At 37.9% G+C, this 23119-nt stretch carries 24 protein-coding genes; 17 read left to right on the top strand and 7 right to left on the bottom strand.

Annotated features, from left to right (window positions below; genetic code table 11):
* Window positions 1-31: 31 nt before the first annotated feature.
* The 9 genes from VUJ46_RS16845 (at window position 32) to VUJ46_RS16805 (ending at window position 9868) form a co-directional block, all read left to right on the top strand.
* The gene (locus VUJ46_RS16845) at window positions 32-949 is read left to right on the top strand and encodes a glycosyltransferase family 2 protein (RefSeq protein WP_326981884.1); all 918 of its coding nucleotides are present in this window, start codon (window positions 32-34) and stop codon (window positions 947-949) included.
* The gene (locus tag VUJ46_RS16840; RefSeq protein WP_326981883.1) at window positions 942-1844 is read left to right on the top strand and encodes a formyltransferase family protein; all 903 of its coding nucleotides are present in this window, start codon (window positions 942-944) and stop codon (window positions 1842-1844) included. Before VUJ46_RS16845 ends, VUJ46_RS16840 begins: the two co-directional genes overlap by 8 nt.
* A complete protein-coding gene (gene rffA / locus VUJ46_RS16835; RefSeq protein ID WP_326981882.1) occupies window positions 1828-2955 on the top strand; it encodes a dTDP-4-amino-4,6-dideoxygalactose transaminase in 1128 nt (375 codons plus the stop codon). The genes VUJ46_RS16840 and rffA overlap by 17 nt, the downstream gene beginning before the upstream one ends.
* An 8-nt stretch (window positions 2956-2963) precedes the next feature.
* Entirely contained in the window at window positions 2964-3752 is a 789-nt protein-coding gene (locus VUJ46_RS16830; RefSeq protein WP_326981881.1) for a class I SAM-dependent methyltransferase, read from the top strand.
* A gap of 2 nt (window positions 3753-3754) precedes the next feature.
* A complete protein-coding gene (locus VUJ46_RS16825; protein WP_326981880.1) occupies window positions 3755-5329 on the top strand; it encodes a hypothetical protein in 1575 nt (524 codons plus the stop codon).
* A 105-nt stretch (window positions 5330-5434) separates the two neighbouring features.
* Window positions 5435-6109 (top strand): NAD-dependent epimerase/dehydratase family protein, encoded by a 675-nt coding sequence (locus VUJ46_RS16820; protein WP_326981879.1) that lies wholly within the window; start codon window positions 5435-5437, stop codon window positions 6107-6109.
* Window positions 6110-6186: 77 nt separating this feature from the next.
* Window positions 6187-7983 (top strand): asparagine synthase (glutamine-hydrolyzing), encoded by a 1797-nt coding sequence (gene asnB / locus VUJ46_RS16815; RefSeq protein ID WP_326981878.1) that lies wholly within the window; start codon window positions 6187-6189, stop codon window positions 7981-7983.
* A complete protein-coding gene (locus VUJ46_RS16810; protein ID WP_326981877.1) occupies window positions 7983-8921 on the top strand; it encodes a glycosyltransferase family 2 protein in 939 nt (312 codons plus the stop codon). Before asnB ends, VUJ46_RS16810 begins: the two co-directional genes overlap by 1 nt.
* A gap of 5 nt (window positions 8922-8926) precedes the next feature.
* On the top strand, window positions 8927-9868 hold the full coding sequence (locus VUJ46_RS16805) for a glycosyltransferase family 2 protein (RefSeq protein ID WP_326981876.1): 942 nt from the start codon (window positions 8927-8929) through the stop codon (window positions 9866-9868).
* Window positions 9869-10085: 217 nt separating this feature from the next.
* Here the strand turns inward: VUJ46_RS16805 and VUJ46_RS16800 are convergent, their stop codons facing one another.
* Genes VUJ46_RS16800 through VUJ46_RS16775 form a run of 6 tightly spaced genes read right to left on the bottom strand, consistent with a single transcriptional unit; the run spans window position 10086 to window position 15555 of the window.
* A complete protein-coding gene (locus tag VUJ46_RS16800) occupies window positions 10086-11012 on the bottom strand; it encodes a hypothetical protein (RefSeq protein ID WP_326981875.1) in 927 nt (308 codons plus the stop codon).
* Window position 11013: 1 nt separating this feature from the next.
* Entirely contained in the window at window positions 11014-12426 is a 1413-nt protein-coding gene (locus VUJ46_RS16795) for an MBOAT family O-acyltransferase (RefSeq protein ID WP_326981874.1), read from the bottom strand.
* A gap of 21 nt (window positions 12427-12447) precedes the next feature.
* Entirely contained in the window at window positions 12448-13161 is a 714-nt protein-coding gene (locus tag VUJ46_RS16790; RefSeq protein ID WP_326981873.1) for an SDR family NAD(P)-dependent oxidoreductase, read from the bottom strand.
* Window positions 13158-13556 carry a MaoC/PaaZ C-terminal domain-containing protein gene (locus tag VUJ46_RS16785; RefSeq protein ID WP_326981872.1) on the bottom strand — a complete coding sequence of 133 codons (399 nt, stop codon included), beginning with the start codon at window positions 13554-13556 and terminating at the stop codon, window positions 13158-13160. The genes VUJ46_RS16790 and VUJ46_RS16785 overlap by 4 nt, the downstream gene beginning before the upstream one ends.
* Complete coding sequence (locus tag VUJ46_RS16780) at window positions 13557-13793, bottom strand: acyl carrier protein (protein ID WP_326981871.1); 237 nt, start codon at window positions 13791-13793, stop codon at window positions 13557-13559. It lies immediately after the preceding gene.
* Window positions 13794-13830: 37 nt separating this feature from the next.
* Window positions 13831-15555 (bottom strand): HAD-IIIC family phosphatase, encoded by a 1725-nt coding sequence (locus tag VUJ46_RS16775; protein ID WP_326981870.1) that lies wholly within the window; start codon window positions 15553-15555, stop codon window positions 13831-13833.
* A 330-nt stretch (window positions 15556-15885) separates the two neighbouring features.
* Between VUJ46_RS16775 and VUJ46_RS16770 the strand changes: the two genes are divergently transcribed.
* On the top strand, window positions 15886-16101 hold the full coding sequence (locus VUJ46_RS16770; RefSeq protein ID WP_326981869.1) for a hypothetical protein: 216 nt from the start codon (window positions 15886-15888) through the stop codon (window positions 16099-16101).
* Between the two features lie 434 nt (window positions 16102-16535).
* On the opposite strand, the gene VUJ46_RS16765 is transcribed toward VUJ46_RS16770, so the two are convergent.
* Window positions 16536-17309, bottom strand: a complete 774-nt coding sequence (locus tag VUJ46_RS16765) for a class I SAM-dependent methyltransferase (RefSeq protein ID WP_326981868.1) — start codon at window positions 17307-17309, stop codon at window positions 16536-16538.
* Window positions 17310-17423: 114 nt separating this feature from the next.
* Between VUJ46_RS16765 and VUJ46_RS16760 the strand changes: the two genes are divergently transcribed.
* The 7 genes from VUJ46_RS16760 (at window position 17424) to VUJ46_RS16730 (ending at window position 23027) form a co-directional block, all read left to right on the top strand.
* Window positions 17424-17963, top strand: a complete 540-nt coding sequence (locus VUJ46_RS16760) for an acyltransferase (RefSeq protein ID WP_326981867.1) — start codon at window positions 17424-17426, stop codon at window positions 17961-17963.
* A gap of 94 nt (window positions 17964-18057) precedes the next feature.
* Window positions 18058-19206, top strand: coding sequence for a glycosyltransferase (locus VUJ46_RS16755; protein ID WP_326981866.1), 1149 nt, complete (start codon window positions 18058-18060; stop codon window positions 19204-19206).
* 166 nt (window positions 19207-19372) lie between these two features.
* Window positions 19373-19936, top strand: coding sequence for an acyltransferase (locus VUJ46_RS16750; protein ID WP_326981865.1), 564 nt, complete (start codon window positions 19373-19375; stop codon window positions 19934-19936).
* The gene (locus VUJ46_RS16745; RefSeq protein ID WP_326981864.1) at window positions 19937-21088 is read left to right on the top strand and encodes a glycosyltransferase; all 1152 of its coding nucleotides are present in this window, start codon (window positions 19937-19939) and stop codon (window positions 21086-21088) included.
* Between the two features lie 13 nt (window positions 21089-21101).
* The gene (locus VUJ46_RS16740; RefSeq protein ID WP_326981863.1) at window positions 21102-21659 is read left to right on the top strand and encodes a serine acetyltransferase; all 558 of its coding nucleotides are present in this window, start codon (window positions 21102-21104) and stop codon (window positions 21657-21659) included.
* A 379-nt stretch (window positions 21660-22038) separates the two neighbouring features.
* Window positions 22039-22707, top strand: a complete 669-nt coding sequence (locus VUJ46_RS16735) for a carbonic anhydrase (RefSeq protein ID WP_326981862.1) — start codon at window positions 22039-22041, stop codon at window positions 22705-22707.
* 20 nt (window positions 22708-22727) lie between these two features.
* Complete coding sequence (locus VUJ46_RS16730; protein WP_326981861.1) at window positions 22728-23027, top strand: hypothetical protein; 300 nt, start codon at window positions 22728-22730, stop codon at window positions 23025-23027.
* Window positions 23028-23119: the final 92 nt, after the last annotated feature.

The following is a 23119-nucleotide window of genomic DNA, read 5'->3' as shown; positions in this document are numbered from 1 at the left end:
GTTTCAGTAACTGTTCACTATTAATTTCAGAATGATGATCAGTATTGTAAGCCCCGTATACCGTGCAGAAAAAATACTTCCATTATTGGTTTCCGAGATTTCAAAAGTCGCTCAGAAAATAGGACAGGATTATGAAATTATTCTTGTTGATGACCGAAGCCCCGATGATTCCTGGAAAGTGATGAAAGAACTTTCTGCAACGACTCCTAACTTAAAAATCTACCGACTGAGCAGAAATTTTGGCCAACATCCCACGATTATGGCAGGATTAAGCTATGCAAAGGGAGACTGGATCGTGGTAATGGACTGTGACATGCAGGACCAGCCCAAAGAAATAGAAAAACTGTACCGCAAAGTGCTCGAAGGATACGATATCGTTCTTGCCAAAAGAACCGTAAGGATTGATTCTTTTTTTAAGCGGCTCAGTTCCAGAATATTTTATAAAACCTTTAATTATTTTGCCGGAATCGAGATCAACAACGAGGTAGCGAATTTTGGAATCTACCATCAAAAAGTAATTCAGTCGGTACTGAAAGTGAATGATACGATTAAATTTTTTCCCCTTTTTGTCAACTGGGTTGGCTATTCCTCCACCAGTATTTCAATAGAGCACAGTTCCAGAGAAGAAGGGACCTCCTCCTACAGCTTTTCAAAGCTTCTTTCTCTGGCGTTTAATGTGATTGTCTCCTTTTCAGACAAACCGCTGAAAATTTTTGTAGGATTTGGAGCTGCCATCTCATTTCTTTCCACGTTGCTCGGCATTTTCTTTATCGTTAGATATTTTGAAGGTAAAATTACAGAACCAGGTTTCAGCTCTCTGATTCTTTCGATCTGTTTTTTATCCGGTGTCATCATCAGCTGTATAGGAATAGTCGGGATCTATCTTGGAAAAACGTTCAATCAAACTAAAAACAGACCTATATTTATAATTGATGAAGAATATGAATAAAATAACACTTTACCTGATGTCTCTAAAAGGACTTGAGGTTTTAAAGGCTGTAATTGCTTCGGATTATAAAAATATCGTTGAAAAAATAATCATTGGCAGAGATGCCCATATTCAAAACGATTACGCTGAAGAAATTGTATCTTTATGTAAGGATCACGATATCCCTTATCATTACAGAACAGATGTTTTTACAGTAGAGTCTGCATACTCCCTGGCTATTTCATGGAGATGGCTGATTCACGAAAGCCCGTCAAGACTGATTGTGTTACATGACTCATTACTGCCGAAATACAGGGGTTTTGCCCCTTTGGTCAATATGCTTATCAATAGGGAAGACCGGATAGGAGTTACCGCTTTATTCGCCAATCAGGAGTATGACCGTGGGGACATTATCTATCAATCTTCCTCGGAAATAAGCTATCCGATGAAGATTTCTGATGCTATAGAAAAAATATCCGAAAATTATATAGAAACCGTAATTTATATTCTGGAAAGAATACATTCCGGAACCGATCTTACCGCAACCCCTCAAAATGAAAATGAAGCTACCTACAGTCTTTGGAGGGATGAAGATGATTATTTAATCAATTGGACACAGTCTGCCGAATCTATAGAAAACTTCATCCAGGCTGTGGGCTATCCTTACCGGGGAGCATCCACTTTTATCAATCAGGAAAAAATAAGAATTTTAGAAGCAGAATCAGTTCCTGATGTGAAAATCATGAACCGAACCGCCGGGAAGATCATCTTTGTAGAAGGATCATACCCTGTCATTGTCTGCGGAGAAGGTCTTTTACGATTAACGAAGGTGATTAGCGACCGGACTGATGAGGATATGCTTCCATTCAAAAACTTTAGAATTAAACTACACAACAAAGATGAAAATTCCTTTTAACAAACCTTTTTTAACCGGAAAAGAGACAAAATATATAGAAGAAGCCGTGGCGACCGGGAAAATATCAGGGAATGGCGCCTTCACTCAGAAATGTCAGAATTTTTTTGAAGATAAATATCATTTCCGAAAAGTACTGCTTACCACGTCCTGCACGGATGCACTTGAAATGTGTGCCCTGCTGGCTGATATAGGGCCCGGCGATGAAGTCATCGTACCCAGCTACACCTTTGTATCTTCTGCATTGGCCTTCGTAAGACAAAATGCAAATATTATTTTCGCAGACTCCTATTCTCATCACCCGAATATTGATGCTGATACAATTGAAAGTCTGATTACGGATAAAACCAAAGCCATTGTCATCGTTCACTATGCGGGTGTAGCCTGTGACATGGAAAAAATAATGGACATTGCTCAACGATACAATATTCTCGTTATCGAGGATGCCGCACAAGCAATAGACAGCTATTATACCTTCAGGGACGGCACAAAAAAAGCATTGGGCAGCATTGGACATTTAGGGGCATTTTCATTTCATGAAACCAAAAATATCATCTCCGGAGAAGGCGGAATGTTAACGATTAATGATGAAAGATTCGTTGAAAGAGCTGAGATTATCTGGGAAAAAGGAACGAACCGCTCCATGTTTTTCCGCGGTGAAATTAATAAATACGGGTGGGTAGATACAGGTTCTTCCTTCCTGCCCAGTGAGATTATATCTGCATTTCTGTGGGCACAGCTTGAGAATATGGAAATGATCCAGAAGAGACGTCTTTCTATCTGGAATACCTACTACGAAGGTCTGAAGGGTAATAAAAACATTTCCTTACCCCTGATTCCCTCCTATGCCGGGAATAATGCCCATATGTTTTATGTTGTATGTAAGGATGTGGATTCAAGAACAGCCCTGATTGAAAAGTTGAAGGAAAATGACATATTAGCTGTTTTTCACTATCTCTCGCTCCATAAGAGCTCCTATTATGCAGATAAACATACCCTTGAAGATCTTCCGAATTCAGACCATTTTGAAGACTGCCTTCTAAGGCTTCCGTTTTATTTTGAACTTCCTGATGATGAGCAACAAAAAATTATTGATATAATTAATGAATTTTAATTCTGAAAATGATGAAAAAAATAAACCCTGAACTGTTTAAAGACCAGTATATCTTAAAAAATGACCAATATGTATTTATCCCTATCCAGGAAGAAGTTGTAACCGATTTTCTTGATAAAATAAAATATAAGATTAAAAAATTCAACAGGATTTACAGTTTATTGATTGAGATTATCAGCCCTGTATATCCTCAGCCTTTTATGGATGCAAAGCGCATTATCCGCAAAGAAATTAAGGGCCAGAATAAAGTTGCTTTAAATCTCGGAAGCGGAAATTCTGATCTGGGAGATGACCTTCTGAATGTAGATCTGCTTCCTTATCAAAATGTGGATATCATTTGTGATATTGAAAATATTCCGTTTAAAGATAATTCTGTAGATTATATCATAAATATCGCTGTTCTGGAACATGTTCCCAATCCACAGAAAGTCATTGCAGAAATTCACAGAATTTTAAAGCCAGGGGGAAAAATTTACTGCTTTATTCCTTTCATGCAGCCATTTCATGCTTCTCCTTATGATTTTCAGAGATTTACAACGGAGGGAATGAAGCATCAGTTCAGAGAATTTGAAATCATGAAACTCAAATCCGTGGGCCCGACTTCCGGAATGCTATGGGTTGTTCAGGAGTGGTTTGCCTTGGTTTTCTCTTTTGGAATAAAACCTCTTCACACTTTTCTCTATCTGCTTTTTATGGTGCTTACTTTCCCTATAAAGTTTTTAGATCTCCTTTTACAGTATTATCCTATGAGTAAAAATATCGCATCAGGATTTAGTATTCATGCCCAAAAGAAATAAATATGTACAAAGAAAAATACTGGAATGCCACAGGAATTTTTTTTATGATTGCCACGTTGGTGATGGGATATCTGGTATACTCCAATTTTAACAAAGGTTTTGTAATGAATGATGAGGCCTATTACCTTTTTCATTTTAAAAACCTTCCGGACATGATCACCATCGATTCAACAAATTACTTCAGGATTTTTAAGGTTTTTTACACGGAAAATATATACCATTTCAGAATCATCAGCTTCCTTCTGTTAAACGTGTCTTCATTTTTACTGTACTTCGTTATCGCAAAGTACTATGCGCTGAAGATCCCTTCTTTACTGTTCGGCTTTCTGGGAACAAGTATAAATTTTCTGACCTGGCAGGGAACCATTGTCGTTCTTAATCAGTATCACGGCAATACTATTCTTACCAATTTATCCCTGACAATGCTGGTGATCTATCTTATCAGTCAAAGAAAATGGCTTTTATATTGTTCGGGTTTCTTTATGGGAATATTACTGTTTGATGGCATTCCTCATTCTATTACCATTATCCCTGTCTTTTTATTCATCGCTTTTAATTTCTGGAAAAAAGAAAAAAAGGCTGTTTACCTCTTTATAGCCGGTGTGATAACAGCTATTTTATTTTACTTCACCTTTATTGAGGATTTTTCATTTTTTATAAAACAGTTTGAGTATATCAAAATGTATAAAACATTCCATACCAAACAGCATCCTAAGCGTTTTTTTATATTTTGGTTTGCTTTGGTGATTGGAGTTGTGCTTCTTCCTTTATCCTGTATCATTTATATAATGGAAAAGAAAAAAATAAAGAAGGAAATCATTGACAAAATACTTTTATATTCAGGGATTGCCCTGGTACTTGGTTTTATGCTGGGACTGTCTAATTTGTATCTTATCTATATCCTGATAGGAATACTGCTTTACCGTTTTTTCAGAGTAAAAGAGATAGCTCTCGAAAAAAGAACGCTGGCCATCATGATAGCCCTGCTACCTTTCGGGCTTGCCTTCGGATCAGGTTTTTATTTCCATATTCGTGGCGGACTTTACCAAATTTTTTATCTTCTAAGCATTAATATTGTTATTATAAGTCTGTACAGTTACAGAACGTATCTCATTTACCTTGCCGGATTTTTGTATCAATTTATTCTTTATCCTCAGTTTTTATATGATAAAGGCTGGAAAGACTTTGTTTATGTGGAACAAACGGAACCCGTAAAGATAAACGGACATGATTTATATCTGGATAAAGAAAGAAAAAAGGACCTCGATGATCTTCGTCCTTATTTACAGAATCAGCCGAATGTGGTGTATTCCAGCAATCACCTGATGGGTTATCTCTATATCCTCAATGCCAAACCTCCCATTTATTACTATTTTGCGCTCAAAAAATACGTGGAGCATGTTATTTACAAAAACGGAAAAACTCCCGATGACTACATTTATCTGGAAAGCAATGATTACCCTTTTACATCAAAAGAAATTATACCTTTACAGTTTGTAGCCCATCCGGAAAAATATAAAGTAGTGAAAGCAGGCAGATTTACCTTATATCTTCCCGGAGATTTTCAGAAAAAATAATAAATAGGAAATAGGAAGTCGATTAATCCGTTACAGTAGGATATCCGACGCTGAAAGCGACAGATAGATGATTAATGATTTACATGAACTTATAACAGATAATATATGATTATTGGAAATGGAGTATTGGCTAGAGCTTTACAACAAATTGATGATGACAGTTTGCTGTTATTTGCATCAGGAGTATCCAATTCTCTCGAAACCCGGGAGGAGGAATTCACGCGGGAGCTTACCCTTTTACAGGCCACGATCCGGAAGTACCCTGAGAAAAAACTCGTTTATTTTTCAACTTCAAGTGTTCATGATTCCAGTAAGCAGACCACTCCCTATGTACTTCACAAGCTAAATATGGAGAATTTCATATTAAAAAATCATCCTAACTTTGTGATCTTCAGGGTGGGTAATGCCATAGGAAGCGGAGGAAATCCTAATACCCTGCTGAATTTTTTATCAAATCAGATCAAAATGAATAAGCAATTCCCTTTGTATTCTAAAGCCAGAAGACCGCTTATAGACGTAGATGATATTGCCGGAATCGTACAACGCTACCGGGATCAATTTCACAATGAGATCACCAATATATCTTATCCGTATCAATACAGTCTGAAAGAGATTATCAGCGCAATCGAGAAACAGCTGAATCTTACGGCCATTTATGAAGAAGTACCCAAAGGGGATTCATATCATATTACCTTTACCCGGGATATTGAGCATTATTTTAAAGAAAAGGAGCCCGGTGAATATCTTCAGCATATTGTCAGCAAATATATCAGGACATAGTTTGCACTGCATAAAGGATAATCTTATTTTAGTTCAGTCAAAATTTATTACATTATTAGCCCTCAAAAATAAAGCCCATGTGTGGAATTGCCGGAATTGTAACAACAAACGCCAGAAATTACAAGAATGAACTGCAGAAAATGACCGATGCCATGGAGCACCGAGGCCCTGATGCCGCAGACTACGAATTTTTCGACCATGCTGCACTGGGGCATCGCAGGCTTTCCATTATCGATTTATCTGAAAATGGTAAACAGCCTATGTTTTCTGCGAGCCAAAAGGAATGTATTGTTCTGAATGGTGAAATTTATGGATATCAGGACATTAAAGCTCAATATTCAGATTACCCTTACCATGGAAGCTCTGATACGGAAGTTATTTTGGCCATGTATCAGAAAAAACAGCAGGACCTCATCTTCCAGTTACCCGGAATGTTTGCATTCGCCATCTGGGATGAAGAGAAGCAGGAACTCTTCTGTGCCCGCGACCGTTTTGGTGAAAAACCCTTCTTCTATGCAACGGGGAAAAATAATGAATTTATTTTTGCATCGGAGATCAAGGCTATTCTAGCCTCAGGTTTAGTACATCCTGAGGTCAATCAGGAAGCGCTTGCCCACTATCTCCAATACGGATACGTTAATGCCTACCAAAGTATTTACCATAATATACATACCCTACCCCCAGCCCACAGGATGGTCTGGAAAGAGGGGCGTATTTCTGTATCACGCTATTACAGCCTACCGGCTAAAGACAGCAATATCAGTCTTTCAGAAGCGAAAGAGCAGTTTGTGTATCTGTTGAAAAATGCGGTAAAAAAACAGCTGATTGCTGATGTTGAAGTCGGAAGTTTCCTTAGCGGAGGCCTCGATTCTTCATCGATCGTAGCTTTGGTAAGTGAATTTCTTCCCAAGCAGACAACCATCAGCTTTGGATATGATCATGAAAACAGTGAACTGAAGTTTGCGGAAGAAATTGCCAGGAAATACAGCACAAACCATATTGAAATTCATGAAAAAAAGAAAGATCTGGCTACTTCGCTGCTTAAGGTAACTCCTTATTTGGATGAGCCATTCGCAGACCGTTCTTTTATTCCCCATTACGAAATCTGTAGAGCGGCAAGACAAAACCTTACCGTCGTTTTATCCGGCGATGTCGGAGACGAACTTTTTGGTGGCTATAATTTCTACCGCGCAGAAAACCAATTAAAACAACACTTCAGCTACAGAAATATCATCGCTAAGTTTGGACTCAGACTTTATGGGAACCTCCGGCAAATTTCATATCTCTCTCAAAAAAATATCGCTCACCCTCATATTCTTGACTTCCATCAGAATACCGTGAGAAATACTTTTTCTCAGGAAGAAAGAGCTATGTTGGGAATCAGCGAAAATTTCCTGCAACCCTATAGTTTTACTCCAAATCCTGATTCACTGAATGATATTATGAGGGTAGATCTTGAAAAATATGTGCCCGGAAATATGATGGTAAAATCCGACCGTATGGCAATGGCCAACTCTCTTGAAGTAAGAACGCCATTTTTAGACCATGATTTTGCTGAGTTCTGCATAGGACTCCCCGAACAACTGAAACTGAATACCGAAAACGACAAGATAATTCTTCGCGAGGCCATGAATTCCTATTGGACGGAAAGCATCAGAAAAAGGAGGAAACAGGGCTTTGGAATGAGTGTTGAAAGCTGGTTCGAGGAAGAGAGTCTCATCGCATTGTCCAATGATCTCCTTAAAGATCCTCATCAAAAAGTATTTCAGTATATCGATTATAAAGCAGCCCAGAAATTTCTGCAAAAAGACCAAAAACACTGGAATCTTTTACAATTGGCACTTTGGGCACATAACAATCAATCTTATCTGTAATGTTGGGAGTTTCTGTGATCATACCCGTGTATAATGCTTCTGCTTTTCTCGAAAAAGCGGTATACTCAGCATTGCAGTTTGAAGAAGTGACAGAAATCGTACTGGTGGAAGACGGATCCAGTGACCATTCTTTGTCAATTGCTGAAAAGCTGGCTTCGGCATATCCTAAAATAAAGCTTTTTCAGCATCCTGATAAAGGAAATCACGGAGCCGGGGCAAGCCGCAATCTGGGAATTGACAAAGCCTCAGGTGAGTATATTGCGTTTTTAGATTCGGATGATTATTACCTTCCCAACCGCTTTGATATGGAAAGGCAATATTTCAAAGACCCTTCTATTGATGGTGTATTCGGAGGCATTGGCATAGAATATCTTTCAGAAAAAGGAAAAGAAGAATTTCAGCGCAAATTCAAAAACATGTCAATCACCACTGTTGCTTATGCCGCTAAGGGAGAAGAGGTTTTCAGGGGATTACTGGGGCTATCAGCGAAGACTTTTGGTACATTTTTTCACTTAAATACCCTTACTGTTCGTAAAGCGGCTCTCGAAAAAAACAGCCTCAGGTTTAATAAAGACCTCCGGGTACATCAGGATTCCGACTTTATTATCAAACTCTCCCATCACACTTTCCTCACATCCGGTATCATTGATGATGCCGTGGCCATAAGGGGAGTCCATGACGACAACAGGATTACCAAAATAAAAAAATACTCTAAAGAATATAATGAGAGGCAGCTTCTTCTCTGGACATCTTTATACAAATGGGCCAAGCTCCGGAATTTGCCTGCGGAGTATCAGAAAAGAATCTATCTAAACTACCGGTCATTTGATCTTGCGGTAAAAACAGGGATACAAAAGTACATCTGTCTTTTGTCTGAACTGGTAAAAAATCCGGAGATCCTAAAAACTAAATACCGTTTCACTTACCTAAACCGATAATGACGATGAAAATTTCAGTAATTACTCCCGTTTATAATGCCGAAAAGTATGTCACAAAAGCCGTAGAGTCGGCCTTACAATTTGATGAAGTATATGAAGTCATTTTGGTGGAAGATCAATCTCCCGACAACGCACTTGAAGTATGCAGAAAGCTCAGCGAAAAATATGAAAGGGTAAAGCTTTTCCAGCATCCGGATAAGGGAAATCACGGCGCTGGACCCACCAGAAACCTGGGAATAGAAAAAGCCAAAGGGGATTTTATTGCCTTTTTAGACGCAGATGATTTTTATCTCCCGAACCGTTTTGATCAGGAAAAAGAGCTTTTTAAAGATCCGAAAGTGGAAGGGGTATACGGTGCGATAGGAGTACATTATTACACAGAAAAGGCCAGGGAACAGTATTATGGGGTATTTGGAGAGCGCCTGACGACGGTGTACAAAAAACACTCTCCCAAAGACGTTCTGAAAGGTCAGCTTCACATGCTGGGAAGTTTCGGACTTTTTAGCATTGATGGTTTAACGGTACGCAGAGAGGCGCTGCTTAAGAAAATGAATCCTTTTTTTAAAACAACTTTAAGGCTTCATCAGGACAGTGAATTCCTGTTTCGCCTGTCCTATTACCTCGATCTTTATCCCGGAATTTTAGACCAGGCTGTTGCGGTAAGAGGGGTTCATGAAAATAACAGAATTACCAAAGTGGACACCGGTAAAATAAATCCTGCAACTACCAGAGTACTGCTTTGGAGGGAGGTACATTCCTGGTCCGAGAACGAAAACACATTACCACAGGATATTAAAGTGCATATCAGAAGAATGCATCGTAGCTTTGAAATTGCGATCGCTCCGGGTTTCAGAAAATGGGGAATGATCGCCAAATACCTATTAAAGGATTATCCGAGTATCCGCTCCGGGCTATTCAATATCAATTTCAGAAAAAATCTGTTTTAAATCGGTTTACGAAAGATGGATCCTGACTTGAATGAGTGACAATACTCCCCTTTAAACCGTTGGGAAGATTGCAGAATTCAGCATGCCTGTGATGTCATGAAGATGAAAGAGCAAGAGAAAATAGAGGGCGCTGATTCTTATAATCCGGCACCTGTCCGAGTTTTCGTCCTCAGCGGCATTGAAAAAAAATATAATCCGGAATTGGGACGATCCCCTTTTATCGCAGACTTTTTTGATCCCCTTGAATAGAATCTGCTATCTGAGCGGTAAATACCCTGGCAGATTCTCTATACATATGGTTTCCGTCTGTGTACAGGTATTGCTTATTTTGCGGAGTAAAATCCAGAAATCTCACCTTATTCTTCTTGGCAACATCCTTCATAATCGTATTAAAATCGGGAGAGTAGCGGTTTTCGATCTCCAGTATTTCTTCCGACGCAGGAATTCTGACGAGATATACTCGTCCATGATCTTTTAAGTAGCTGATGATTTCTCCCAGTGCATTTAGCCTGTATGATGCTATTTTCTGGACTTTTGCCAGATCCTTATACTGATCGATTTTGATCAGCCTTCGGGCTCTCACCGTATCGGGCGATACATTAACATTCACTTCCATCCATCCGTTTTTATGCAGGTAAGTGTTGGATTTCACAATGGCTTCGCGCTCACGGAAGATATTAAACCAGCTTCTGGTGTAGTGCTTCAACAGATATTCATAATTGGGAGCCTTATCATAAAAATACATATCTGCCAGTGCAGAATTATTTTCAGAATACTCTTTTTCGCTGATCTCCTTTTTAGGTAAGGAAACATTCCAGGGGTCAACGGTTACAATAAAAATCCCGTTTTGGGTTGCAGGATCCAGCTTTTTCTTGATCGCTTCAAAATAGATCTTCCCATAAGGAGACTCTGCAATATTTAAAGAGAAATTATTGAAAGTACGCCCCTTCAGCCTTTGATCCAGCACATCAGGAACAACAGCCTGGGCACTCCTGGAGTCTCCGAAAATCATATCTGATGGTTTAGATCCCGTGAAATGTCTGTAATTATCATCCGTATTACCATCCGCATATGTTCCCAGAAAAAGCAGTACTGCAATGACGGAAACGAGGTAAAAGGATATTTTAAATAAAAATTTCTTCATATTAAAACTGTTCGTAGATGAAACTTCCATTTCCGAAAACTCCATAATACATGATGATGAAAATCAGGAAAATATAAAAAACTCTTCTAAGGGCAGGTTTCAACCGGCTTATTTCTAAACCATGCTCCTGATCCCTGTTCAGCCATTCTATGGCCAGCAGAATAATAATAAGTCCGGCAATTTTCAACTGAAAAAACTGAGGAACCGAGAAAAATGAAAGACTAAAGATTCTTGAGTACATTCCCACAGCATCAGTAAGTGTAGGTGCTGCAAAAAGTACAAAAGCGAAGCACACCAGGAGCATGGTCAGTGCAATATTTCCGGCTTCTTTAAATGTAGGAAAGGATCCTGAAATTTTTTTCTTTTTATTTAACTTATTGGCAAGAATCAGCGGAATATAATAAAGCCCGTGAAGGAGCCCGAAAAGAACAAAGGTATATCTCGGACCATGCCATGCACCAATTAAAATAAAATTTAAAATAATAGCCGCAATAAGACCTTTTTTACCGTAGTCTCTAAAGTGAATTACCAGAGGGGTAAACACATAGTCCGTTAACCATGACGTTAATGAAATATGCCACTTTCTCCAAAATTCAGCAATATTTTGTGCAAAAAGGGGAAAGGCAAAGTTTTTGGTGATTTTAAATCCCAGCAATCGGGCAAAACCGATCGCCATATCGGAGTACCCTGAAAAGTCTGCATAGATCTCAAAGAGGAATAGCAGCATTCCCAAAGCCACTGTACTTCCTGCAAGATGATCATAATTCTGAAAAATCTCCTGGGTCACGGGAGTGATGGTATTGGCAACCACCAATTTTTTAAAGACACCATATAAAATTTGTCTTGATGCGTCCGCCCCGCTTTCAAAAGTGAATACCCTTTCTTTTCTGAGCTGAGGAAGGAGCAGTCCTCCGCGGTCGATGGGCCCAGAGGTCATACTGGGGAAAAATGCAATATAATTAAAGAACGTAATGGCATCATTTTCAGGCTTCAGTTTATTATTTTTAAGATCCAGAAAATAGCTTATCATCCTGAATGTATAAAAACTGATGCCTAAAGGAAGCGCAATAGTAAGAGTTAATCTATTTTTTATTCCGAATAATTCTGCAAAAGAATCAATGAAAAAATTAAAATATTTAAAGTAGAAAAGGGATGCTATCGCAAGAATCAACCCGATATTTACAAAGAGCCTCTTCTTTCGGCCTTCGTACTCACCAATTTTCAATCCTAAAAAGTAAGCTATACCCGAACTCCCGATCAGCAGAGCCAAAAACCGCCAGTCCCAGAATCCATAAAACAGATAACTCGCCAGCAACAATACGATGTTCTGTCGTTTAAGATTTTTTCTTAACAACCAGTAAACACCAAAAAAAATGGTAAAAAAAAGGACAAAGGTAATGGAGGTAAACTGCATTATTTATATTTCGATTTCTATTTAATAATGGGATGCATCCAGAAAAATATGATTTCCGTTAAAATGTTTTCCTCCATTGAGACAAAGGTCTACGGCCCCTGAAATATCCTTGCTTTCAAGTTCTTCTTTAATTGGATAGCCTGAAAGAATGGTCTCTTTCATACGTTCATCCATATCTTTATGAAAATCTGTGGGAATAAATGCAGGCGAAATCGAATTACAGGTAATACCGAATTTTACATTTTCAGCGGCCCAGCTTTTACTCATCTGTAAAAGATAGGCTTTGTTTGCATTATACACCGAAGTTCCCAGCGCAGGAGCATTCAGCGAAGAGCTGAGAATATTGATAATTCTTCCGAATTTCTTTTTCCGGAAAATACTGATGCAGCCCTGTGTTATATGCAGAGTAGGAACAATATTGCTATTAAAATCATTGGAAAACTTCTCGGCCTCCGTTTTATGGAAATAGGTATCTATAAAAGTTCCGTTATAATAATTGTTAATTAGAATATCAGGAGAAAAATCTGCGATTGCCTCGGAAAATCTTTCCATTTCTGAAGGAATACTAAAATCAATCTGAAACGCTTTGCTTTTACTATATTTTGCTTCTATTTCCTGAGCCGACTCTTGGGAATGCCGATAGGTAAACAACACCTCATATCCTTTTTCCAGAAGAAAAAGAGCAATTGCCTTCCCTATTCCCGAGGAGCCACCTGTTAAAACTACTTTATTCACGTGAGTTCTTTTATTTGTATTCTTCCTGCTGCTACTGTTTTATTTTCGGAATTGAAAAATTTGAATTTAAATGTATTAACCTGTACCGCTTCTGACTGCTCTTCCACGACAGCCTCAAAATTTAAAATATCATTCAGAAATACAGGATTTTTAAAATTAATATGCTGGGAAAGAATCATCACTTCTTCCATGGGGAGCAGCTCACCAATAAAAAAAGATAAAAAACCGTTCAGAATATTCCCATGCATTACTTTGGAGGGAAATCCTTTCTCCCGGGCAAATGCTTCGTCGGTATGCAAAGCATTTTTATCTCCGAAAACGGAAATAAAACCATTGTATACTCTATCATCAACCTGAAATTGATGCTGAAATTTTTGATTAACCTGAAGAACCATTTATTTACTTAAAATACAGTCGATCATTTCCCCAACATTATTCCAGCTTTGAATTTCGGATGAAGTAAAACGTACTTTGAATGCTTTTTCCACCGCAACAATCAACTGGATATGAGAGAGAGAATCCCATTCCTCGATATCATCAGCGGTTGTTTCAAAATGTAACACAATCTCGTCATTATCCAGCTCATCGTGGAAAATTGTAGTTAATTTGGCTAAAATTTCGTCTCTGTTCATAATATTCTTTTATCTTAATTTATCTTTCTTATTAGTTTTATCGGGCTGTGATGAATACCTCTTTAGGTTGATAATCACCGACTTTAAGCATCCATTTATCTTTGTACGGCGTAAATCCTAATCTGCTGTAATGATCTTCAACCATCTGATTTTTTGAAGTGGGAATATGCTCCCCAACCAAATATTGAAAGCCATTCTTACGGGCAGTATCAACAATGGTGTTTAAGGTAAAGTCTTCCATTCCCCGTTTCAGTACCCGGCAACTCATTAGCCATGTATCGATAAACAGGGTTTCTTCATCTTCTTTTTTAAGCACGATGACACAGATCAGTCCGTTGTCTCCATACTTATCCTCCAGGGTAAAAGAAAGAGTATGATGCTCTTCCGATGCCATTAGGTTTTCAACTTCCTGTTCCGTGTATCTTATTGTTCTTAAATTAAACTGGTTGGAACGCTGAGTCAGCTGAGATACCCTGGGCTTAGAAAAATTACTGAACGCCTGAACGTCTGAAACCATATTCATACTTTTCAGAAAATCCTCCACATTGGTAAAACTTTCCAATGCCGTAGCTCTTTGTGCTTCCACCTGGTATTGCTTTGTTCTTTCTGCATCATTTTCAGAAAAGCCCGAAGTTTCAAAAAGATTCAGGCTATATAAATACTCCAGATACTCTGCCGGATCTTCGGGAAGTTCCGGAACGCATACCTCAGGTAGATTTTCCCGAACCAAATTTCTTTCAAACGGATTGTCATCAAGAAAAACCATAGAGTCAAAACCTATATTTAAAATATGCTGAATCTTTCGGATATTGTCGGCCTTATTTTCCCAATTGGCAACAAAAACGGCAATATCACTAAGTTTCAATACCATATCGGGATGCTTTTCAAAAGGTTCTTTGGCTTTATCTTCATCATTTTTACTGCAGACCGCCACAATAATCCCTCTTTTCTGTAAAGATTTTATCCAGTACTGGAATTCTGTAAAAGCTTTACCAATCCCCAGACTTCCGATCTGAATCTTTTCAAGCCCGTCGTCTCCGATAATTCCTCCCCAGGTTGTATTGTCGAGATCCAGAATAACACATTTTTTAAACTTTCCCTGCATGGATGAAATAATACTCATTGCATGATGAGCGACCAGTGGTAAGGCATCCAGGGAAAGAACCATCTCTGTATTTACATAAATAGTAGGGGAAAACATAAAGTTTCTGCCCCATTTATTTTGAAGAGACACCAGGTCGGCAATAAAAAAGTTGCTTTTTTCAAGCCCAACCTGCGCTGACAATAAATAATTAATTTTATTAAGCTGAAATACGAACGACGACTCTACTTTATTGGCAAAGCTCCCGAATACCTGATTGTCTATTCCCGGAAAATTACAGTAGATTAGCTTGCTTTTCGTTCTGCTTTGGATGGTTTCATAAAGTTCTTCGATATATCTGATTTTCTGTTCAGCGAAGTGGATTCCGGAGTCAGATGATTTATAATATTGGTTCAGCAATTTATGGGTCGACTCAAAAATCAGGGTATAATCTGCATCGAATTGGTAGTAATCCGAAGATGGATCCAGGATCTGTCTCGAAACCTGTCCGAAATCTGCCTCAAAGATATCAAGATCAAATCCAAGGTCTATCGCTGATCCCTTTAATGCAGTATTCAGAAACTGTGTAGCTGTATCCCCCAGTAAAGCCAGTTTTATTTTTTTTAAACCTTCAGGCTTTTTTCCTGCATTTTTCTTTAATTGCGTGAACGTTTTCATCATAGTTCTATGTTTAAGGCAGCAAAATACAATTTATAAACCTGATTTACAAAACTACTGCACTTTTTTAATCAAATTATAATATTAGAAGCCACTTTGCGAAACATTCACTCTCAGCGCTTTACAGACTAAAAATACAGGTTAAAAAAATCCCATCAGTTTTATGCTTTTCAGGACACTTTTTCGGAAGAACGCATAGATTAAGCACAGATGGATCTTTCCGCCTAAGAGACTGTAAACTTAAAGATTTTTTGTGAAATTGTATAAACAGAAATACAAACTTCGTAGCAAAAGACACCTATATCACGATGCAGGGAGGCAGAAAACCTCAGAATGAAAGCCAATAAAGTATCAAATACAAAACTTGGAGAAGTAAGCAAAAACTTGATCCATCAAAAGACTGGTCAGTATCATAGAGATCTAAGTACCGTATCGGAAAACAGGACGAGAGCCATTCTTAATTTTCTTTTAACGCTACTAATCACTAAAGCCTTAGCTCTCATTTTAGATATTTTCGATCGTCATGGCGTTTTACTCAGCACATTATAACCATACATTAAGACTTAACGATAAACGTTCAACGCTTTATATTTTGAGCACAAAGCCCCAAAAGTTTTATGATGACGGCAGGTCTTATAGCATTTTTTCTTTGAAATTTGCATTACATTATTTAACCCTTTCAGGGTGATAACATCATTGAATACTTATTCATCGGGTTTCACCCGACGCTACTCATATTTAAGCCCTTCTTTTTTTTAAGGTAAATTGAAAAAGAAAACAGTATTACGTTTTATAAACGAAGTTTCGCCAATTTAGATTAAATCTATTTTATAATTGAAATAAAGCCTTTCCACTTATAACTTTCAGAAGTTTAAAGAAAAAATCAATAGTGTCATAAGCGAGATTTGTGCGATCTGCAGGAAATAAAAAAATACTTGTGCATTCGCGGCAAAAAAGAAAGCTAAACAATTTCTACCAAAATTTTACCCTTTAATGAAGGCTCCGATATATTTTCCTTCATACTCAATGACCGTAGGATCAATATTTAATTTTTCACAAAAATCCTGAAAAGCAGAATTGTCACCAATATCGTCACTTAAGAAAACGCCCCCTTTTCTAAGACGGGTATACAGCATATCATAAGCCCAGATTCTTCCGTCATAACTTTTATCCGAATCATAATGGATAACGTCAAATTCAGGATAATCACTGAAAATCTTAGGAAGAGATTCCTTATCCGCCAACCTGAATAATTTCCAATGACTTCTTAAATGATCCGGAACAACACATCCCACGTACCGATCTCCGTCCTGCGCCAGATAAGGCATGTCTGAACTGTATAGCCGGCCATTTCTTTTTTCTAATGATAACAGGCAAGCCAGAGAGGACCATCCGTAAGCAACACCCGTTTCTATGGCCGCTTTTGCATTAGTCCATTCACAGGCGTAATAAATAAGTTCTAAGGCACCGGCCCCACCCATTTTCACCGGACATTCTTCTTGTTTTTGTTCTGCCTGAGCAAGAAACGCTGAGAAATCATGTCTAAAAGCCAAGCTATTCACTCCAAAAAGTGAGGAAATGGCCTTTTCCTGGGTAACAGCCTTAGCTGCTGCCCACCGGTTTGTTTTTTCTTTTCCTTTAAAGGCATTGTTTCTTTTAAATATATTTTTCACAATTTTTCTCCCCAGCTCAGGATAAAGGTCCGGTCTTCTGAGATACGCAATAAATGTCTTAGTTACGTGATAAATTGTATTCATTATATTTATGTTTTAGTAATTTAATAATATGATAAAGTTAAAGATTTTTCAAAAAAGTTTGCTAAAAAAATTATCTTTGTAAAACAAATGTAGAAGCTAATTTATACAACACTTATGGATTTTTTTGAAAAACTTCAAAGAAGACAACAGATTTCACTGCTTAAAAAACACCCCCATGTATTTTTTAAGACCATTAAACTGGGTATTCAGAATCATTTTATTCTGGACAGTTCAATTAAAAGCCTGACTATAGGAGAATCGGTAGGTTTTAGAAATTTCATTCATGTGCTTGTGCTGAAGAATGCTCATCTTGAGCTCGGTGACCATTTTTTTATGAATAATTATTGTTCCATCAATTGCCTTGACCATATTTCCATCGGTGAAAATACCCTGTTTGGAGAAGGCGTTAAACTATATGATCATAATCATTCCTATGAAACCGAGCCTGATTTTAAAGTTCACCGCTCAGCATTTACGACTGCCCCCATCGTGATTGGAAAAAACTGCTGGCTGGGAAGCAATGTAACTGTACTCAAAGGGGTTACCATAGGCGATAATTGTATTATCGGAGCCGGATGTACCGTTTATAAAGATATCCCTGCCAACACCACAGTCGTCAACCATCAGGAACTGATCATAAAACAGAGATCCTGATCCTCTCTTTCCTGATCGGAAAACTAAAGAATCCCCCTATTGAAAGCCACGCTGATCCAGGGAAAAAAGCCATCACTCAACAAAATATGCATTAATGACTACAGACATAAATAAAAGAAAAATACTTTTCAGGTTAAGATCTATGGAAACGGGCGGAGTTCAGAAAGTTCTCTGTGACATCATCAAAAACCTACCTTCCGATCTGGATCTTTACTTACTGCTTAATCTAAAACAGGGAGAAATGCTGCCTCTGATTCCGGATAATATTAAGGTTTTCTCACTGGTGGAAGGCAGAGAAAATTTTTCAAAAAATCCGCTGGTCAACAAGCTGCAGCTGGTTTTCAGAAGACTGAAACTGGAGCTTTACCACCTTTTCCCTTCCCTTATTAAAAATAAAATAGGCTTTGTGCCTGATGTGGAAATAGCCTTTACGTCTTCAGAATATAAAGCACTCCTTGAGAGTCCTTTTAAAAAATCAAAAAAAATAGGATGGTTCCATGTGGATATCAGAGATGCCGCATTTATAGAACAAACAAAACTTACCATCATTGATCAGCTGAAAAGACTGGATCTTTCCGTTTTTGTTTCTCAGCAGACCAGAAATATCATTAAGGAAGTTTACCACGTTGAGTTTCCAAAAAGTATGATTATTTATAATCCTTTTGAATTTAATGTAATCCGAGAGAAAGCCCACGCCTTTGAAGTAGACTTTAAGACTTCGGCACCGGTATTTATATCCCTGGGACGACTGATCCCCCGAAAGGGAAACAAAATATTGGTAGAAGCCCACAAAAAGCTTATTGACAAGGGATTAAGACACAGTATCTGGGTTTTTGGAAACGGACAGGAAAAGGAGATGCTCACCGATTTAATTAAAGAATATCAGCTTGAAGACAGTTTTATTATTCACGAACCTGTTATTAACCCTTATCCCTATATCAAAAAAGCTGATTTTTATGTTCTGCCTTCAAAATCTGAGGCATACCCACTGGTCATCGGTGAAGCGCTGACGCTTGGGAAGCCTATTGTTTCCACAGACGCCGGAGGTGTGAAAGAAATGATGGACCATGAAGTAAACGGACTGATTGTGGATTATGACGCTGACCAGCTAGCAGAAGGAATGGAAAGACTTTTAACAGACCATGAATGGGTGGAAAAAATTAAGGAAAATAACAAAACGGCTTATTTACGATTTGAGAATGAGAAAATCTATTCTCAGATCACGGAAATTCTTAAAAATTAGTTTTAACCTAATGAGGATATATTTTTAGCATATACTACCCACAGTAGGTATACGGTTAAGATTAAAATTAATTAAAATTCCGAAATAAGCCGGACGATCCCATGATCAATCAAAAAATAATTGATAATATTGAATATCCGATTCACAATAATACATAAAAAATAGAATGATTTTATTATACCGCGCCCTCCTGAAAGTGCACACCACCTATCAGTTTATGATACAGAGGATCTACCTGAAAATTTGTATTGCCAAAGGACTTAAGGTAGGAAAAAAGGTACGTTTTGTGGATGTTCCTCAATTTGGAACAGAACCTTTTCTGATTGAAATAGGAGACGAAACAACCTTCTCCAACAATGTAAGATTCATCAATCATGACGGCGGCTATAATGCCCTCCATTTTTTTAAAAAATATGAAGATGTGCGGGCATTCGGAAGAATAAAAATCGGTAAACAATGCCTTATCGGGGCAGACTGCACCATTATGCTGGGGGTACAGATGGGAGACAACTGCGTCCTTGGGGCAGGCTCCATCCTCACCTCTTCCATGCCCGATGGCACCGTATATGCGGGAGTTCCCGCCAAATACATCTGTACGATAGAGGAATATGGTGACAAGGCTCTTACAACTTCCAGCGTTTATCCTCGCGAATTGGAATCGGATAGACAAAAACTGGAAGCATACATCAAAGAACATCTTCCCTATACCTATAAACCAGTGAAAAAATAAATGTTGAAAAAAAAGAAAATTCTTATCCGAATAGGCTCATTACGCCACGGAGGCGCTGAAAAAGTGCTGGTTACCTTTCTGAAAAATATTTCTCCGGAAAAATACGAAGTGGATTTACTGATCAATTTATATTCCGGGATCTACATCAAAGAAGTTCCGTCCTGGGTGAATGTTTTTTATCTGCTGAAAGGTGAAATGATTACGACCAACAGGCCACTGGAAATTCCGGTGAAGGCCTACAGGGTTCTTTATCAGAAAATATTTCTTTGGTTTCCGTCCCTACTCTATAAATTCGTTCTGAAAAATAAAAAATATGATGTCGAATTGGCGGCTATTCACGGGATGTATCAGGAAATACTTTCCAGCCCTCAAAAAGACTCAAAAAAAATAATCTGGGTACAGAATGATATTTTTAATGTAAAAGAATATACTCCCGACATTATCCGTGAGTTTTTTAAATTTGATAAAATACTGGTTATCTCGAACAAGCTTCAGGAAGAAATGCATAAGCTTGCCAAAAATGATCAGGAAAAGCAATCCGTGATTAAAATTTATAACCCGATCGACAGAGAAGATACCCTGAAAAAGGCGAATATAGAAATTGAAGATTATCCTTTCAGCAATGATATTCCGACTTTTGTAAGTGTAGGTACCGTTTACCCTCAGAAGGGCTATGACCGTTTGCTGGAGGTTCATAAAAAGCTTTTGGATGAAGGCTTCAGACACCAGCTCATCATTATCGGGGACGGCTATGACCTCGACAATATTCAGGCTCTCCTTGAAAAACTGGAGCTACAGAAAACGGCAAAAATGCTGGGTTTCAGAAGTAACCCCTACCCTTATCTGCAAAAAGCAGATTTCTATATTATGTCCTCAAGACATGAAGGTTTTCCGACCATCATTGCGGAAGCTTTAATTTTAAATAAACCGATTTCAGCCACCGATATATCAGGAATAAAGGATCTTCTGCAGGACGGAAAATTAGGAATAATTACCCCGAATTCAGAAGACGGAATTTATGAAGGAATGAAGAAATTTTTAACAGACCATACCCTTTCGGTACATTACAAAAAAGAAATAGAGCAGACTGATCTCCCTTTCGTCCTTGAAAAGTCTGTTCAGCACCTTCAGGAAATAATCGATACCGTTTAAACTGCAAAAACACATGTCAAACCATTCTATCATCCAAAAAGATTTTTACAGAGAAAGTGGAAAATGGCTTTCGGGAGCTCAGCTTATAACAAAATGTGTCAACCCGAATCTTCATTTTATCTTTATTTTACGAAAGGCGCAGAAACACCTTAAAACCCCCGTATTACATCTATTTTGGAAGCTTGTTCTCAGGCATTACCAGATCAAATACGGTTACCAGATTTATCCTGAAACCCAGATTGGAGAAGGGCTGTATCTGGGACATTGGGGGGCATTGGTCATTAACCCTCATGCCAGAATAGGCAGAAATTGCAATATTGCTCAGGGAGTTACCATAGGCCAGCAAAACCGCGGAAAAAAGCAGGGATATCCAACGATCGAAGATGAAGTATGGATTGGCACCAACGCGGTTATTGTAGGAGGGATTACCATTGGCAGCAATACCCTGATAGCTCCTAATTCATATGTTAATTTCGATGTTCCGGCGAATTCTGTGGTAATGGGGAACCCTGCGCAAATTTACTCTAAAGCCGATGCTACAGAGGGATATATCAATCATAAAATCGATTAAACCCGAATCATGCATTGTTTTTAACAGCTCTTCTTATTCTAAGGAAAGCTACGGGAACGCACTTCAACGCGTGTTTAAATTTTAAAGAGCCTCTTAATATTTAGGATTATTTTAACGTAAAAATCTTGTATTCTCTCCCAAAGTTTGTAATTTTATATTCAATTTTCATGACATTATCGTATTAAACCATAAAATATCATATTAAAAAACTGCAATAAAGCTCCGATTCCCAACGATCGTATGATTTTAAGCATATTTTAATATTAAACTTTGTTAAAACTACTGAGGATATCAACAAAAATGATATTTTTGTATTATTGATATGATCTATTGATTTTGAAAATAATTTAAACGAAATAAATAATTAAACATTATTAAGATGTCACAATCGTACAAAAGTATTTTTGAAAACAATAGAAAATGGGTAGAATCTAAGGTGGCAGACAATCCTGAATTCTTTCATGAATTGGCAAAGACCCAAACTCCGGATTATTTATATATAGGATGTTCGGATAGCAGAGCCACCGCAGAAGAATTAATGGGAGCCAAACCGGGTGAAGTTTTCGTGACAAGAAACATTGCCAATGTGGTAAACACTTTGGATATGAGTTCCACGGCAGTCATTCAGTATGCGGTAGAACATCTTAAAGTAAAGCACATTATTGTTTGCGGACATTATAACTGCGGAGGTGTAAAAGCGGCGATGACGCCTCAGGATCTGGGATTACTGAATCCTTGGCTGAGAAACATCCGCGATGTATACAGATTGCATCAGGCAGAATTAGATTCAATTGAAGATGAAGGACAACGCTATGACAGGCTAGTTGAGCTTAATGTTCAGGAGCAGTGCATCAACGTTGTAAAAATGGCCTGTGTGCAGGAAAGGTATATTCTGGAAGAATTTCCTGTAGTCCACGGCTGGGTGTTTGACCTTAGAACAGGTAAAATCATTGATTTGGAGATTGATTTTGAAAAAATATTGAAAGATATTCAAAAAATATATAATCTTACGGGCTCCGACTGGGTCATGAGCAGAAAAACAAAATAATTTCTGTAAAAAAAAATAAAATGAAATTCTGGAGTATTATTACCTTATTGTTCGTCCTGAACTTTACAGCATTACCAAGTATTGCTGCTGTTTTCGGGTGGAAAATAATACGTACGAATATCATTGTTAACGAAGAAGAACCTCATTCACATGCCTCTTCTTTTATCGTGTATGAAAAAACACTTCCAAAAACTTTAAGCGTATTCGATTATGTAAAGTTTGTGGAGCATGATCTTACCCGAAAATCTTTTGTGCTGATAGATGATGACTTTCATCTGTCCCCACTACTCTCCCTTTTTTCTCCGCCTCCGGAAGCTTAATTTTTAAGTATAACAGTCAGATTTTTTTAATCATATTCCTTACCATTTTTATGGTATCGAATAGTCATGTGCTTTAAAAATTAAATTTCCAA

It is taken from the genome of Chryseobacterium sp. MYb264 (assembly GCF_035974275.1).
In the GTDB taxonomy this organism is placed as follows: domain Bacteria; phylum Bacteroidota; class Bacteroidia; order Flavobacteriales; family Weeksellaceae; genus Chryseobacterium.
Note: the sequence above shows the minus strand (reverse complement) of the source record. Positions and strands in the feature narration are given on the sequence as shown.

Coding starts and splice junctions, on each gene's coding strand:
- VUJ46_RS16845 (WP_326981884.1), top strand. CDS start 32: ATGATGATCAGTATTGTAAGCCCCGTATACCGTGCAGAAAAAATACTT.
- VUJ46_RS16840 (WP_326981883.1), top strand. CDS start 942: ATGAATAAAATAACACTTTACCTGATGTCTCTAAAAGGACTTGAGGTT.
- rffA (WP_326981882.1), top strand. CDS start 1,828: ATGAAAATTCCTTTTAACAAACCTTTTTTAACCGGAAAAGAGACAAAA.
- VUJ46_RS16830 (WP_326981881.1), top strand. CDS start 2,964: ATGATGAAAAAAATAAACCCTGAACTGTTTAAAGACCAGTATATCTTA.
- VUJ46_RS16825 (WP_326981880.1), top strand. CDS start 3,755: ATGTACAAAGAAAAATACTGGAATGCCACAGGAATTTTTTTTATGATT.
- VUJ46_RS16820 (WP_326981879.1), top strand. CDS start 5,435: ATGATTATTGGAAATGGAGTATTGGCTAGAGCTTTACAACAAATTGAT.
- asnB (WP_326981878.1), top strand. CDS start 6,187: ATGTGTGGAATTGCCGGAATTGTAACAACAAACGCCAGAAATTACAAG.
- VUJ46_RS16810 (WP_326981877.1), top strand. CDS start 7,983: ATGTTGGGAGTTTCTGTGATCATACCCGTGTATAATGCTTCTGCTTTT.
- VUJ46_RS16805 (WP_326981876.1), top strand. CDS start 8,927: ATGAAAATTTCAGTAATTACTCCCGTTTATAATGCCGAAAAGTATGTC.
- VUJ46_RS16800 (WP_326981875.1), bottom strand. CDS start 11,012: ATGAAGAAATTTTTATTTAAAATATCCTTTTACCTCGTTTCCGTCATT.
- VUJ46_RS16795 (WP_326981874.1), bottom strand. CDS start 12,426: ATGCAGTTTACCTCCATTACCTTTGTCCTTTTTTTTACCATTTTTTTT.
- VUJ46_RS16785 (WP_326981872.1), bottom strand. CDS start 13,556: ATGGTTCTTCAGGTTAATCAAAAATTTCAGCATCAATTTCAGGTTGAT.
- VUJ46_RS16780 (WP_326981871.1), bottom strand. CDS start 13,793: ATGAACAGAGACGAAATTTTAGCCAAATTAACTACAATTTTCCACGAT.
- VUJ46_RS16775 (WP_326981870.1), bottom strand. CDS start 15,555: ATGATGAAAACGTTCACGCAATTAAAGAAAAATGCAGGAAAAAAGCCT.
- VUJ46_RS16770 (WP_326981869.1), top strand. CDS start 15,886: ATGAAAGCCAATAAAGTATCAAATACAAAACTTGGAGAAGTAAGCAAA.
- VUJ46_RS16765 (WP_326981868.1), bottom strand. CDS start 17,309: ATGAATACAATTTATCACGTAACTAAGACATTTATTGCGTATCTCAGA.
- VUJ46_RS16760 (WP_326981867.1), top strand. CDS start 17,424: ATGGATTTTTTTGAAAAACTTCAAAGAAGACAACAGATTTCACTGCTT.
- VUJ46_RS16755 (WP_326981866.1), top strand. CDS start 18,058: ATGACTACAGACATAAATAAAAGAAAAATACTTTTCAGGTTAAGATCT.
- VUJ46_RS16750 (WP_326981865.1), top strand. CDS start 19,373: ATGATTTTATTATACCGCGCCCTCCTGAAAGTGCACACCACCTATCAG.
- VUJ46_RS16745 (WP_326981864.1), top strand. CDS start 19,937: ATGTTGAAAAAAAAGAAAATTCTTATCCGAATAGGCTCATTACGCCAC.
- VUJ46_RS16740 (WP_326981863.1), top strand. CDS start 21,102: ATGTCAAACCATTCTATCATCCAAAAAGATTTTTACAGAGAAAGTGGA.
- VUJ46_RS16735 (WP_326981862.1), top strand. CDS start 22,039: ATGTCACAATCGTACAAAAGTATTTTTGAAAACAATAGAAAATGGGTA.
- VUJ46_RS16730 (WP_326981861.1), top strand. CDS start 22,728: ATGAAATTCTGGAGTATTATTACCTTATTGTTCGTCCTGAACTTTACA.